General features: G+C 56.6%; 13 protein-coding genes. 12 read left to right on the top strand and 1 reads right to left on the bottom strand.

Annotated features, from left to right (window positions below):
• The first annotated feature begins 160 nt into the window (after nucleotides 1-160).
• The 12 genes from KHO23_RS12690 to KHO23_RS12640 all read left to right on the top strand — a co-directional run bounded on the left by KHO23_RS12690 (nucleotide 161) and on the right by KHO23_RS12640 (nucleotide 11,570).
• The gene (locus KHO23_RS12690; RefSeq protein WP_211611566.1) at nucleotides 161-796 is read left to right on the top strand and encodes a hypothetical protein; all 636 of its coding nucleotides are present in this window, start codon (nucleotides 161-163) and stop codon (nucleotides 794-796) included.
• A gap of 123 nt (nucleotides 797-919) precedes the next feature.
• Entirely contained in the window at nucleotides 920-1,429 is a 510-nt protein-coding gene (locus KHO23_RS12685) for a hypothetical protein (protein ID WP_211611565.1), read from the top strand.
• A 216-nt stretch (nucleotides 1,430-1,645) separates the two neighbouring features.
• Nucleotides 1,646-2,167 (top strand): hypothetical protein, encoded by a 522-nt coding sequence (locus tag KHO23_RS12680; protein ID WP_201107814.1) that lies wholly within the window; start codon nucleotides 1,646-1,648, stop codon nucleotides 2,165-2,167.
• Between the two features lie 93 nt (nucleotides 2,168-2,260).
• Nucleotides 2,261-2,449: a PAAR domain-containing protein gene (locus tag KHO23_RS35640; RefSeq protein ID WP_407946049.1), complete on the top strand. Its 189-nt coding sequence runs from the start codon at nucleotides 2,261-2,263 to the stop codon at nucleotides 2,447-2,449.
• Nucleotides 2,446-3,141 carry a hypothetical protein gene (locus KHO23_RS12675; protein ID WP_211611564.1) on the top strand — a complete coding sequence of 232 codons (696 nt, stop codon included), beginning with the start codon at nucleotides 2,446-2,448 and terminating at the stop codon, nucleotides 3,139-3,141. The genes KHO23_RS35640 and KHO23_RS12675 overlap by 4 nt, the downstream gene beginning before the upstream one ends.
• 289 nt (nucleotides 3,142-3,430) lie before the next feature.
• Entirely contained in the window at nucleotides 3,431-4,024 is a 594-nt protein-coding gene (locus KHO23_RS12670; RefSeq protein ID WP_211611563.1) for a hypothetical protein, read from the top strand.
• Between the two features lie 192 nt (nucleotides 4,025-4,216).
• Entirely contained in the window at nucleotides 4,217-4,744 is a 528-nt protein-coding gene (locus tag KHO23_RS12665; RefSeq protein WP_201107817.1) for a hypothetical protein, read from the top strand.
• A 135-nt stretch (nucleotides 4,745-4,879) separates the two neighbouring features.
• A complete protein-coding gene (locus KHO23_RS12660; RefSeq protein WP_211611562.1) occupies nucleotides 4,880-5,575 on the top strand; it encodes a hypothetical protein in 696 nt (231 codons plus the stop codon).
• 169 nt (nucleotides 5,576-5,744) lie between these two features.
• Nucleotides 5,745-6,230 (top strand): hypothetical protein, encoded by a 486-nt coding sequence (locus KHO23_RS12655; protein WP_201107819.1) that lies wholly within the window; start codon nucleotides 5,745-5,747, stop codon nucleotides 6,228-6,230.
• A gap of 18 nt (nucleotides 6,231-6,248) precedes the next feature.
• Nucleotides 6,249-6,530: a PAAR domain-containing protein gene (locus KHO23_RS12650; protein WP_328821966.1), complete on the top strand. Its 282-nt coding sequence runs from the start codon at nucleotides 6,249-6,251 to the stop codon at nucleotides 6,528-6,530.
• Nucleotides 6,488-7,879, top strand: coding sequence for a hypothetical protein (locus KHO23_RS12645; protein ID WP_236066816.1), 1,392 nt, complete (start codon nucleotides 6,488-6,490; stop codon nucleotides 7,877-7,879). Before KHO23_RS12650 ends, KHO23_RS12645 begins: the two co-directional genes overlap by 43 nt.
• Nucleotides 7,860-11,570 carry an ImcF-related family protein gene (locus KHO23_RS12640; protein ID WP_211611561.1) on the top strand — a complete coding sequence of 1,237 codons (3,711 nt, stop codon included), beginning with the start codon at nucleotides 7,860-7,862 and terminating at the stop codon, nucleotides 11,568-11,570. The genes KHO23_RS12645 and KHO23_RS12640 overlap by 20 nt, the downstream gene beginning before the upstream one ends.
• Nucleotides 11,571-11,603: 33 nt before the next feature.
• Here the strand turns inward: KHO23_RS12640 and bla are convergent, their stop codons facing one another.
• Complete coding sequence (gene bla, locus KHO23_RS12635) at nucleotides 11,604-12,539, bottom strand: class A beta-lactamase (protein ID WP_211611560.1); 936 nt, start codon at nucleotides 12,537-12,539, stop codon at nucleotides 11,604-11,606.
• Between the last annotated feature and the right edge of the window lie 81 nt (nucleotides 12,540-12,620).

Below are 12,620 nucleotides of genomic sequence, written 5' to 3'. Positions count from 1 at the left end.
GGCCATGAAGTCTCCCATCCGCAAAGGCGACAAACTGGTGATGTCAGCGGCATGGGAAGTAAAGGTCACCGGCCGCCTTCTCACGTGCCCCGACGAACGGCGCGGAAAGTGGACTTAACGGCAGGGTCAAGTGTACGAAAATTATAAAAGAGGCTTTTTTGTGAAATTTTTTCAACATGTTCTTTTTTATTTTATGACGTTGTCGTACGGGATTGCGCGTGTTGAATCGATCGCAGACGAGAAGGTTAGTGTTGAGGGAGTCTCTGGTCCAGAAATTTCAATAAAGAAATCTGGATCTGAACATCGCTGCACAATTGACCAGAAGCCCATTAATCTCAAGCTGAGTTCCGATGGTCAGTCAGCAATTGTATCGGGAACTTCGTTTATTCCAGTTAGCGATTTGATGCAATGCGATCCTACAAAAATTGTTTACGCAACGCTTGCTGCTCCTCATGTTGGATTTTTATCGGACGTAAATCTACGAATGGGCTTGTACGCATCCCTCGTACCCGTCACCGTGAATCCAATGAGTTATTTGGCTGTTGTAGCAAAAATTGGTAGCGACAAAAATATTGTTAATTTGCCAGGGTTTTATCGAGTTGGGGTGCGCGCACCAAAAAATCTGCCGGAAGCGTCCTCCAATATATCCCCAGTTATTTCACTCGACGGTCACTATATTTCCCTGGATTTATATAGTTGTGATTTTGATGGATATATGGATGTTTTTGACATTGAATTGAACAAGAAAACTCGGATTGATCGCGAATTATGCGAGAAATTATTTAATTTTCGATGACAGCTGTGAATTCCCCATTCGTGTCGGTGATTTTTTGAAAATTACGGCAAGGCGACAACAGACTTAACTGAAATAAAATTCGCATACAGGGTCCTGATAACTTATATCTGCGCATCATTTTGCATGTTTTCAAGCGCTGCGATTGCCCATGAAAATTCACCTGAATTTTCGAATTCAGTTGGTCCTCGCATGTTTCAGCGCAGCGAGATAGGTGCTAATCGCCTTGCGGAGATTGAAAGAAAAATGAAACATCTTCCGGACTTAGACGTCCATCATCACCGAATCTTAAGCATTGTGGAATGGGGAAGTGGCACAGCGAGAGGCACTGTAGTGGCGGCCAGTGAAGGTGTTGAACGAACATCAAGCTGCTCGATTTTGGAACAGATAGGTAATGGAGAGTTCGAAGTAGTAACTGGCGGCCCGTTCTGCCATTTTGTCAAAGGGCCGGTAGGCCATATGACGAACGGCTCTGGCAGAGTGAAGTTTAATGCTTCGATCCGGCAATGGTATGACGGCCCACCAACTCCGATAACTTTCGAGCTCATCTTTGATGCGGGCAGAAATATTTTTTGCGAACCGACGAGTCAGTCTGAAACATTCAAATGCCGCACCGATAAGGCGCCCTCGAAGTGAAGGCTACGAGTGTGATCGCCCAATTCTTTCCCGTCGCACTACGTTCGGCTGAGTCACTCTGTCCGCAGCGCAACGTCAGTCAGCGTGAGCGCGCCAACATTTATGCTCCGATTGAAATACTGAGATATCCACCACTAGCGCCGCCCGGAAATCCAACGCTTTGTAGGACCTTTCCCCCAGCAACAATTCCGTTCTCTCAAAGCGTAACGATCAGCTATGTTGCACAAGTTCCTTAATCCTCTCTACGCTTTCATCGTGAGTCCAGCGTTCGCCGGCGAGGTTTCAGGATTGCCTGATGCATGGGTCGGCACACGCTATGGAGCATGCTACACCTCGGTTGCAGAAGGAATGTCTGATGTTTATGGACCCGACTACAGTTCAGACGACAATATCGGCGCAAGGCATGTGAGCTATGGTGTAGACGAAATGATCGTCTCGGTTGATCGCACATCGGGCACTAACGCATCTCAAACCATCTTTGAAAAACGTGCGAACGGCAACTGGTGTGTAGTCCTGACATCTCCGCCGGTTTCGAACCTTGCTCCGATCATGCAAGACGGCATTTCTTCAAGGCCATTGCAATGGGTAACGCTTACCCAAGCTTCTCCCGGATATCCAGAGACGAAAATTATTTATACGTGGAACAAGCATAAATCTATTTATTTTCCGAGTCATTGTTATCACGTTTATAAAAATAAGATGAAAAAGTTTGAATGCAGAAATGCATATGAGGAGTAACTGTGCAATCCAACTTTCACCTGAGCGGCTCAGCCATCAGCATGAGTGCGTCAACATGACTAGCCGTGGTCTGAAACTATATTAACGTTAGCAATGCGAAGCCACATTCGAGTAGATAACAAACTGGAAAACGGCGGTGAGGTGACGGCAGCCTCATCGAAAATGACATTCACGGGCAAGCCCCAGGCATGCCAGGGTGACGAGTCGCTCTGCGCGCTCGGCGATAGTCCGAGCGTCCCAGCAGAAGTGGGATTGGTGCGCCAATTGGAGAGTACGCGATGATTCGTCTCGCCACCCTGACATATGGCCTGCTGCTAACTTCGACGACCTATGCACAATCGGCAGCCGATGCCGCTCATGTCCGAAGCATCGGAACCAATCCTATTGATCCAAACGTGGAGGAACGCTGTGGCATATCAATGCGGATACCGAACCTCAAACGTGTCGATAAACAATCAATTAGTTTCGCATGTTCTGGCACATATAAAAACGGCGCTTACACGTTCATGAATATGGATTTTCAGTACGACCCGAACTTCGAACTCAGCGGTGGCTCCCATGTAAGCTTCGTAGTAGATGGTTTGAGCATTGAGAAAAAAATAGCGGCTGGGGGAAACAGCATATTCCGCTCGAGACTCGGCGATAAGTTGCCAACCCTGGCACCAGACTCCGCATACAAAGAGTCGAACTGCGGTGACCTCGTCATCAAAACTGACAGCACACCCATCCAAGGCACCAACTGGCACGGCTGGATTGCCGAGGAAACATTCGCCAGAGCTCATAGTCGTTGCAAGCCGGCGAAGGAATACACGTCTAGTTACCGCTGCATTCATGTCATGGTGGGCAACGACAAAATGACGGCCCAATTAGATGACGTGTGCCTGCTACGCAAGCGCGAACTTAGCTTGGAAAATGGCTTCAGTTATGACCTCTTTATGGACATGCTCAAGACACTTCGTTTTAAGGAGGATTAATTTCATCGAGCCCGAACTCTTTCTCTCAATCAGCAACGAGTTCTATCGATAAATATTCCCCTCCTAATTAAACACACCTGCATAGATGATTGCCTAGCAAACAACCGTGAGGTGATGGCCTCTCCGTGGAGCATGGGGCTGGCGAGCACAGGCGGAAAATCCGAAAGACAAGTTACACATTTCCATGAGAAAACATCTAAATATGCGAATTAAGTCCCTTGTGTTTGTGCCGTCTGTGCTTATGGCGTTCGGTTGCGCCTCAGCGTCGGCGGAGGACGTCCCGCAAACGATGCAAACCAAAGTTTTCTCTGAGAAATGTGGCCTCACGCTTACATTTCCAGCCCAACTGCTCGCTGACGGCCAAGGAACGCAAATATCGTGCGTTGGATCATATGAAGCGATCGGCGGCACTTTGCTTTCCCTCGCCCCTATAGATTCAGGTGTCCACGATTCAAACTGGCTGGAGAGGATCCCAATGCTCCATATTCGCCGCGTAAGTATTGATGAAATAATTAAAAATAATAAAGAAAACATTTTTCATGCTTCACCAGCTGGCAAGATGGTCGTAGCAGCAAGCGCTCCAACGGAATGCAAATTAAAATCAACGACAAAAATAGCAAAGATTTATGGCGTAAATTGGCACGGGCGGCTCGCCGAGGATAGTTACAAACCCAATAACAAAGATGGGGCAACTCCGGAGTACTGCGAGCAATATTCCGAAGCCAATCGTCGCGTACGAATGGTAATTGGTAACTCAAAGTTCAGTGCCACCATGGCGCAGTATTGCCTCACCAAGGATCCAGAGAATTTCGATTTGGATATAGGCCTAAGTTATGATCTTTTCTTGCAGATTATCAAAGCAATCCGATTTTCTGATCAATAGCGGATGTACCCGATGATAATTAAATCAAAAATTATGTGCTTGAGCCGACTGCTCACGTGGTTCTGCATTAGCATCGTTGCGTCATTGGCTACCGGCGCCGTTGCAGGGAACACATCTCCAGTTGTACGAGCACATGCATCAACAACCATACCGGAATACGCCGTGGGCGCCTGCAGATTTCGAATTGAGAACATGTTCGGCGGTATTTTTTATGCAGTACAAAATAGCTCTCCATCACAGGGCATATACGACATTCCCGATACAGGCCCGAACGCATCGCCGGTGCTAAATGGCGGATTTAGCTTAAATTGTGTGAAGGCAAACGATCAGCAAATAGGTACTTCGCTAGGGGCAAAATTAGTTAACGGTCAATGGATGCGATATGACCCGTGGACTGATGGCTCTGAATTGACATTTTTTGAAAAGATGGCAAATGTCAAAACCGTGCCGATAAAGGGAAAAAACTGGATAGGCACGGGAATTACCGTCGACGATACGACGGGCGATGAGGAGCGCCGAGGTCGATTTTTCAGTTTTTGTCTTGTTCACAACACACAGGCGTTGTGTGGAACGACGCCTGTCGAATGGCTGGCGAATCCAAAAGTCAACCAACTGTGGAAGATCAAAGCGATCCTTGAGTCTGTCGAATTTGTCGACACTCCGACACCGGCCGGTGCTAGCGCTAGTGCTGCATCCAACTCAGCAACACTTGACAAATAAAACGAGGATCACGATGCGTAACCCTGCTCGCGTAGACGACAAATGGGAAAACGGTGACGAGGCGCTCTGCGCGCTCCGCAATAGTCCGAGGGGCCTAACAGAGGTGGGATTGCTGCGCCAAATGGAGAGTACACGATGACTCGTCTCGTCATCGTGACATGTGGCCTGCTGCTAACTTCGACGGTCTATGCGCAATCGGCAGCCGATGCTACTCACATCCATAGCATCGGAACCAATCGTACCGTCCCAAAAGTGGCGGAGCAATGTGGCATGTCATTGATTACTCCAGCGTTGAAAAGCGTCTCTGATAAAACGATTGGGTTCGGCTGCACGAGCTCGTATAAAGACGGTGGCCAGGCCGTAATGGAAATGGATTTTCAATACGACCCGAACTTCGATCCCCGTGGTGGCGACAACATTAGTTTCGTTGTCGAAGATATCGGAATCGACAGAAAGTTGGCTGCTGGGGGCGACAGCGTGTTCCACCTGAAACCTGGGGAGAAATTGGCGACCCTGACACCGGACTCGGCATACAAAGAGTCAAACTGTGGCGACCCGGTGACCAAAACTGACATCACACCCATCCACGGCAGCAACTGGCATGGCTGGATTGCCGAAGAAACATTCGCTAAACCACATGGCCGTTGCAAGCCAGCGAAGGAGTACACGTCACGCTACCGCTGCATTCACGTCATGGTTGGCAACAACAAAATGACGGCCCAATTAGACGGCGTGTGCCTGCAACGCAAGCGCGAACTTAGCCTGGAGAATGGGTTCAGTTACGACCTCTTTATGGACATGCTCAGCACGCTTCGTCTCAGGGAAGAATGAGTTCACCAATCCCAAGCTCCTTCGCTCTATCACCGATGATCGCCTCGTTAACGGAAGGCAAGTGCATACAGTCTTCGTGCTCATCCTGTTTACAGATGATGTATCGAACGCTTACGGATAGCCCCTCCGGATGCCAAAGTATCCGGCCTGATATGACAACCACTGTGTGATGAATATGGGTATTTTCGTCCGAATATTTTTCGCCTCCATCGCATTAATTTATGGCGATGCTTTTGCGTCCAATTCTGCAATAACATTCTCGCCAACCGCGACAACAAGAGCCACCTTAAGCATCAACGGCCATTCAGTAACGTTTGATGTTGTAGCCCCCAAGACGGAGGGGCATCATGGAAATATTGATATCGACACTGAAAATCCGATTCACCTTGTTGTGGACAACTATGGCTTTGACGACCGAAAAGGATTTTCGATCTGGTCTATAGATGAAGGGATGGGTATTTATACCATTCATAGGATATTTTTATACTCGGAGACTCTGGCTACGTTTGTAGAAGTGCATCCAGCATGCGGGAACCAATTTATCAACCTAGAGGTTGATAAAAAAAGAAGGCGATTTATCAGCACGTACTATGAAAACAATGTTCCCAAGCCTTGCATCACGCGACTACCGAAAGTCGACGATATCGCTAGATGATCTTTTTTATGAATTCAGTTGAATGATCTGGAGAAGGAAATGCGAAACCCCATTCGAGTCGGCGATCAATTAGAAAACGGCGGTGAAGTAACAACCGCCTCATCGGAAATGATGTTCTTGGACAAGCTCCTGGCATGCCAGGGCGACGAGGCACTCTGCACGCCGCATGGAAAGACAACAATCGCCGAGGGCAACCCGTCGTTTCCCGGCAAGGGCGGCAAGCCAATCGCAATGCACTACCACCGCTGCGCATGCGGATGCCGACTACTGTCGTCGCTGCAAAACGTGAATATCGCCTGACGATGCCGGTCGATCTGTCACCTGCAGGACCACCACGTGCCTACCCGACGAACCAACCGCGTCTTGTACCGTGGCTCATCGGATGGGCACTGTACGACGGCATTGGCTCAGCAGTGGCGCTGCTGCTATGGCCGGCTGGCACGCCCGCGAGCGGGCCGTGGTTCTGGTTCTGCGTCGTGGGTATCCCCAACGGCCTGTTTTTCATCACGCTGGGCATCGCGCGCGCCGGATACGAAGCATTGTGGTTCCGGGCGCACTACTGGAACATGCACCGGCGCAAATGGCTCACTAGCCGCGTGCGCTATGCGCAGCAGCCGCTGCAAGTACTCGGCGTGGGATATTGCCTGCCGCTTGATGGCAAAGAACTGGCGAAAGCGCTTGCCGGGACAACATCTGTAATGAAGCCGCAGGCACCGCGCAGCGGATCCGGAACGGTCGTGCATGGCCGGTTTGCCGATGACGATCCGCTCCTCGCGGAACCGTCCGAAACCGCGCCGCCGTCAGCAGATGAAGAGGCCATGTCGGACGTTGCCACACAGGAACCGACAGATGCGCCCGCCCTCACTCACGAGGAGGTTCCGCCCGTCGTGCGGATGCTTGCCCAGACTCTCGACACGCTCGGCCCAAGCCTGCACGCCTTGTCGCAGTACGGCCCGACGTATGCGCCCACCGTGCGGATACTAGCTTCTGCGGAAACGGCCAACACCCGCGTAGAGCAAGTCCGCCACGCCCTGCAGGTTGCCGGACTACCTGCACTTGAGTGCCTGGCCGCGCCAGCCAGCGACGGCCTGATGGTGGCCGACGCGTGGCTCGACGCGGGCGAGAAACGCTCGCTGCTGGTGATCGCCGCCGAATGGCATGAAGCGTTACCGTCCGTTGGCAGCACCGAAGGCAGCATCGCAGTGCTGCTCGGTCCCGGCGTGTTCGTCCTGCCCGAGCCGGTCAAGGTCGTGGCTACCCTGCATCGCCCCGTGGCAGGAGAACTGACTGTCCTCGCCGACATACTCGCGAACGCCGTGCTGTGGGGCAAAGCCGACGCGCCCGCCATCCACCCCGCCTGGATCAGCGGACTCGAAGACGCGCACGAAACAGATCTACTTGCCGCACTCAAGAATGCGTCGCTTACCGGCGTCACGGAGCTCGAATCGCAGCGCCGCGCCGATAGTCTCATCGGTCGCGCGGGCGCGGCAGGCGGCTGGCTCTCGATCGCAGCAGCGGTCGAAGCGGCGACTACCGGCCCGCACCTGATCCTTCACACACCCCAGCACACGCAGACCGCGCAGGCCGCGATCCTTTACGTGAGCCCCGCAATGGACCTTACTCCACCGCATGACGAATCCAGCGAATAACATCAAGACACTCGCATTGGGCGACGAGTCCCCCGGCGCACCGGGAGGCACCCTTGCCATCTGGGGGCTAATCGTAGTCGCCGTCGTGCTTACCGTGCTCGCGCTCGGACTGGTCTGGCTCAAGGGTGATCTGCTTAACCTCACGACGCTGGACGCTCGAAAGAGCGCGACGATCTGGATTCTGTTCTTGCTGCCAGCGGTCGTGATCCTGCATCTGGCCGCGCTGGGACTGGGCGCGTACAGCATGGTGGGCCGGCTGTTTCGCCAGGACACCGGCGATCATTCAAAAGCCGCCGAGCCGAGCGCGACACTCAAACGCGATGCGCGCCTGCAATACCTGTCTGAAGAACTGCGGACCTCGCACGGCTGGTTTTGGCGCTATCGCCTGCCATGGCTGCTGGTGAGCGGCAGCGACAAGCTGGTCGAAACAGTCGCCCCCGGCCTCAAGCAGGCCGGCGTGCTACATGTCGCCGACGCGATCCTCGTGCATGCGGCACCCGACGGCATTGACGCCGGACTGTGGCGCAGACAGCTCAGGCAGTTGCGACGCAGGCGTCCTGTTGACAGCGTGGTGCAGGTCGCCCAGGTCGACAGCGCGACCCGGCCCGACGCGGAACTGCCACGCTCGCTTGCAACGATCGCGACGGATCTCGGCTGGGCTGCGCCCATCACGTTCCTGCATGCCGTGCCGACGACCGGTGGCCAGCCCGAGACGTTCCAGGCGATCGGCGCGTTGATCCCGGGTTCGCCTCTCCGCACGGACAAGGATTCGGCTCGTCAACTCGAAGCCCAGCTCGCCACAATCGAACTGCAGACGGCAATGATTGGTGTGCAGTTGTGCTGCGAGTCGCCTCGCATGCCATACCTCGCACAGGTGTCGAAATACATCGGCGAACAGCGTGAGCGGATCGTGACAGGCTGGGAGGCGCTGATCGTATCGAAGTGGCTGCGCGCCCCACTCGTCAGCGTGATGTTCGCGCCGGTATTCAAGGTGACAGGCGCCGCACCCGTCGTCACGCCGGCGATCGCAGCTTCGACCCGGGCTATGACGACCCAGGCCACGCCGAGCGGCACGACCGGTGCAGCCAACGCCAGCACCAGCGTCACCGACATGACACTGCGAATCCAACCGGCCTCCCTGCTACCCACTTGGCAGGAGATCGCCCGTGACGTGCGTCGTCAGCACGGCAAACGCGTCGGCTTCTACTGGCCCAACGCGCTGGCCGCGCTCGTCATGGCGCTCGCGATCGGCTGGTGCATGGCGATGACGATCTCGTTCATCGGCAACCGCCAACTCATTCAGGATGCGCGGGCAAGCGCCGATGCCGCCCTCGCGGCCGCCCCTGGCACCCCGGCAGCACTGCGTGCGCAACTCGTCTTGCAGCGGCAGATCGACACGCTCGAGTACCGGCGACAGCACGGTGCGCCGTGGTACCTGCGCGCCGGCCTGAGCCGCAACGACGCGGTGCTCGATGCGCTGTGGCAGTCGTACCGGACCGTTGCGAACCGCAACCTGCAACGCCCGGTCGTGCGGGCGTTGCAGGCTGAACTCGCCCAACTTTCCCAGGTGCGCGCCGATGCGCTGCAAAGCCACGACGCGCAGCGGCACGGCTATAACGCGCTCAAGACGTACCTGATGCTGACCGAACCCCGCCGCACCGATCCAGCGTTTCTGAAGGACCAGATCCTCGCCTCGTGGCCTGCGTCCCCTGCGATGTCGACCGGCGAGTGGCTCGACACATCGCAGCGGCTCGCCGGCTTCTATGCGAACCACCTGAAGGCGCACCCCGAATGGCGCATCAATGCATCGGAGTCCATCGTGACCGCCGCGCGCAATACGCTCGTCAACCAGATCGGTCTTGCGAACGCCGACGACACGGTCTACCAGAGCATCATTGACGACGCCAAGGGCAAGTACGCGGATGCTTCGCTCACGACCTTGCTGAACGGCGCCGATGCGCGCGGGCTTTTCACCAGCGCGCGGACCGTGCCGGGTATCTACACGCGTGCGGCGTGGGACGGCATGATCGCGGAGGAGATCGACAAGGCCTCGCGCGAGAGGCGTGTGAACGGCGACTGGGTACTATCCGGCACCCCCAAGGAAGTCGCCTCGGGGGATGGCGGACCCGTGCAATCCGTCAACACGGTAGTCGTGCAGAAGACTCTCACGACGACAACGCCCATCGACGAGAAACGCGCGAGCGACGATCTGAAGCAGCGTCTCTCTGCACGCTATTTCGCGGAATACGCCGCTGCATGGCAGGGCATGCTCAACAGCATCCAGTGGCAACCGGCAGCGAATCTGAACGGGGCGATCGACCAGCTTACCCGCCTGGCAGACGCGCAGACCTCGCCGCTGATTGCACTGATGAAGTCCGTGCAGTACGAGGCGCAGGCGGGCCGTCCGTCGCAGGCGCTGAGCGATACGCTGGTGCGCAAGGCCAAGAGCCTGATCCCCCAAGGGGATTTCCTGCGGGGCGTCGGCAGCGACGACAAAACCCAGGCGACGGTCGTGAACCCGCTCGACAAACCGTTCGGCCCCCTGCTCGCGCTGATGGGTGACACCGGCACAGACAGTGGCACAAGCAGTGGCACGGGCGCGAACAACGGAAGCAACGCGTCGAAGGCACCCGCGACGCTCAATGGTGTGAGCCTCGCGCACTACCTGACGGTCGCGACCACGATGCGCCTGAAGCTCCAGCAGATCGCGGCCAGCCCCGATGCGCAGGCGATGGCGCGCTCGCTCGCCCAAGCCGTGTTCCAGGGCAAGCTCTCGGAACTCGCCCTGGCACGCGACGACGCAGCGCTCACAGCCGCAAGCCTCGGCACAGCGTGGGCCGGCTTCGGCGACGCGCTGTTTGCACGTCCACTCGACACCGCATGGCAAACCATTCTGCAGCCAGCCGCCGCGAGCCTTAACGAAGCATGGCGCGCCAGCGTCACAGCACCATTCAACGCGGCCATGAATGGACGGTATCCGTTCTTCGACACGAATGCCGACGCGTCCTTCGCCGAACTCGGACGCTATGTGCGTCCCGACACCGGCCTCATTGCCCGCTTCATGACGACACAACTGGCGGGCGTGTTAAAGCAGCAAGGCGACCAGTGGGTACCGGACGAACTGCGCCCCCAGGCGCTGCAATTCGATCCGGCGTTTATCGCGGCAATCCGGCTACTTTCGACGCTCGGCGCGCGGCTATACGCGCAGGGTGACGCAGGCTATCGCTTCGAGATCATGGCGCTGCCATCGGTCAACGTGACGCGCACCGAACTCATCGTCGACGGCACGCCGCTCTCCTACTTCAACCAGCGGGAATCGTGGACCGCGCTCACGTGGCCGGGCAATGGTCTGAACGGACACACAGGCCTGATGTGGGAGATGGTCAACGCCGGCCTGCGCCAGGCATTCGACGCCACCGGTGACTGGGCGTTCCTCCGGCTGCTCGCGAAAGCTCAGGTCAAGCCGCTCGACAGCACCCGTTACCAACTGACGTGGGATCAGCCGGATGCCGCCCCCCTGCGCTACGTGCTGCGCACGCAGGTCGGTGCCGGACCGCTCGACCTGCTGAAGCTGCGCGGCTTCAGGATGCCTGAGCGGATTTTTGTCCCACAGGGGCTTGCTTCAGGCGTCGTCGGTAAAGCTGGATCGGTGCCGGCGCTTCCACCGTTGCCGCCGGAGATGATGCAATGAGTGACGAGGACACACTGAGCAGGCCCTACACCATCAGACGGACGCCACCACCAGCGCGCCGACATTAGCAATCGCCGCATTGCAGCGCGCCGCATCGCCGCTCGTCTCCGTGAGGTAGACCGCCACGAGAATCGGCCCGCGTCCCGGCGGCCACAGAATCGCGACGTCGTTTGCCGTACCGTGATCCCCGGTGCCGGTTTTATCGCCGACACCCCAATCCTTGGGCAGCTTCGCGCGAATCCGTTCGCCGCCGGTCTGGTTGGCGGCGAGCCAGGCCAGCCATTGCGCACGCGACGACGCGGACAAGCGCTCGCCCAGCAGCAGCTCGCGCAGATTGCCGAGCATCGCGTTGGGCGTGGTGGTGTCGCGCGGATCGCCGGGTGTCGCTTCGTTCAGCGTCGGCTCGTTGCGGTCCAGACGCGTGATGCCATCGCCGAGACTACGCGCGAACGCGGTCAAAGCGGCGGGGCCGCCAAAGCTCGCCAGCAGCAGATTGGCCGCGGTGTTGTCGCTGAGCGTAATGGCCGCCTTGCACAAGTCGGCGACGCTCATCCCCGCCTCACCGGTACGCTCGCGGGTGTGCTGGCTGGTAGCCGGCGAGTACGGCACAAGATCGCTGTTGGAAAACACGACGCGCCGCTCCAGATTCTCCTGCCCGTGATCCACGCGCGTCAGCACAAAACCCGCCGCCAGCAGCTTGAATGTGCTGCACATCGGAAAACGCTCGTCCGTCCGTAGACCGGCATGCAATCCGGACGTCGTATCGACGATCGAAACGCCGAGCCGCCCGCCGCTTTCCGCTTCGATCTGCGCGAGCCGCTGACGGATCGCGTCCGCTTTGGCCACGCCGCCGCCCTGCTTTGCAGCGCCCGCCTTCACCACTTTCCCCAACGCGCCGCCGCTCCCAACCGCAACTCCAGCTATCGAAACGCCGAGCATCGCGCCCGCGAACTTCCGTCTTGTGACCATCGCCGCTCCTTATATGAAGCCGAAACTATCGGTTTTTCGGCGCCCGCTGGCAAACGATGATAAGTTAGTCGATCCCCTAGA

Source organism: Paraburkholderia haematera (assembly GCF_905220975.1).
Lineage (GTDB): Bacteria > Pseudomonadota > Gammaproteobacteria > Burkholderiales > Burkholderiaceae > Paraburkholderia > Paraburkholderia haematera.
This window is presented reverse-complemented; position numbering and strand designations above follow the sequence as displayed.

What these genes read in the sequence shown, in the direction of transcription:
- KHO23_RS12655 (WP_201107819.1), top strand. Translation starts at nt 5,745, where the DNA reads ATGAATATGGGTATTTTCGTCCGAATATTTTTCGCCTCCATCGCATTA.
- KHO23_RS12660 (WP_211611562.1), top strand. Translation starts at nt 4,880, where the DNA reads ATGACTCGTCTCGTCATCGTGACATGTGGCCTGCTGCTAACTTCGACG.
- KHO23_RS12670 (WP_211611563.1), top strand. Translation starts at nt 3,431, where the DNA reads ATGCAAACCAAAGTTTTCTCTGAGAAATGTGGCCTCACGCTTACATTT.
- KHO23_RS12675 (WP_211611564.1), top strand. Translation starts at nt 2,446, where the DNA reads ATGATTCGTCTCGCCACCCTGACATATGGCCTGCTGCTAACTTCGACG.
- KHO23_RS12685 (WP_211611565.1), top strand. Translation starts at nt 920, where the DNA reads ATGTTTTCAAGCGCTGCGATTGCCCATGAAAATTCACCTGAATTTTCG.
- KHO23_RS12640 (WP_211611561.1), top strand. Translation starts at nt 7,860, where the DNA reads ATGACGAATCCAGCGAATAACATCAAGACACTCGCATTGGGCGACGAG.
- KHO23_RS12680 (WP_201107814.1), top strand. Translation starts at nt 1,646, where the DNA reads ATGTTGCACAAGTTCCTTAATCCTCTCTACGCTTTCATCGTGAGTCCA.
- KHO23_RS12645 (WP_236066816.1), top strand. Translation starts at nt 6,488, where the DNA reads ATGCCGACTACTGTCGTCGCTGCAAAACGTGAATATCGCCTGACGATG.
- KHO23_RS12665 (WP_201107817.1), top strand. Translation starts at nt 4,217, where the DNA reads ATGTTCGGCGGTATTTTTTATGCAGTACAAAATAGCTCTCCATCACAG.
- bla (WP_211611560.1), bottom strand. Translation starts at nt 12,539, where the DNA reads ATGGTCACAAGACGGAAGTTCGCGGGCGCGATGCTCGGCGTTTCGATA.
- KHO23_RS35640 (WP_407946049.1), top strand. Translation starts at nt 2,261, where the DNA reads ATGCGAAGCCACATTCGAGTAGATAACAAACTGGAAAACGGCGGTGAG.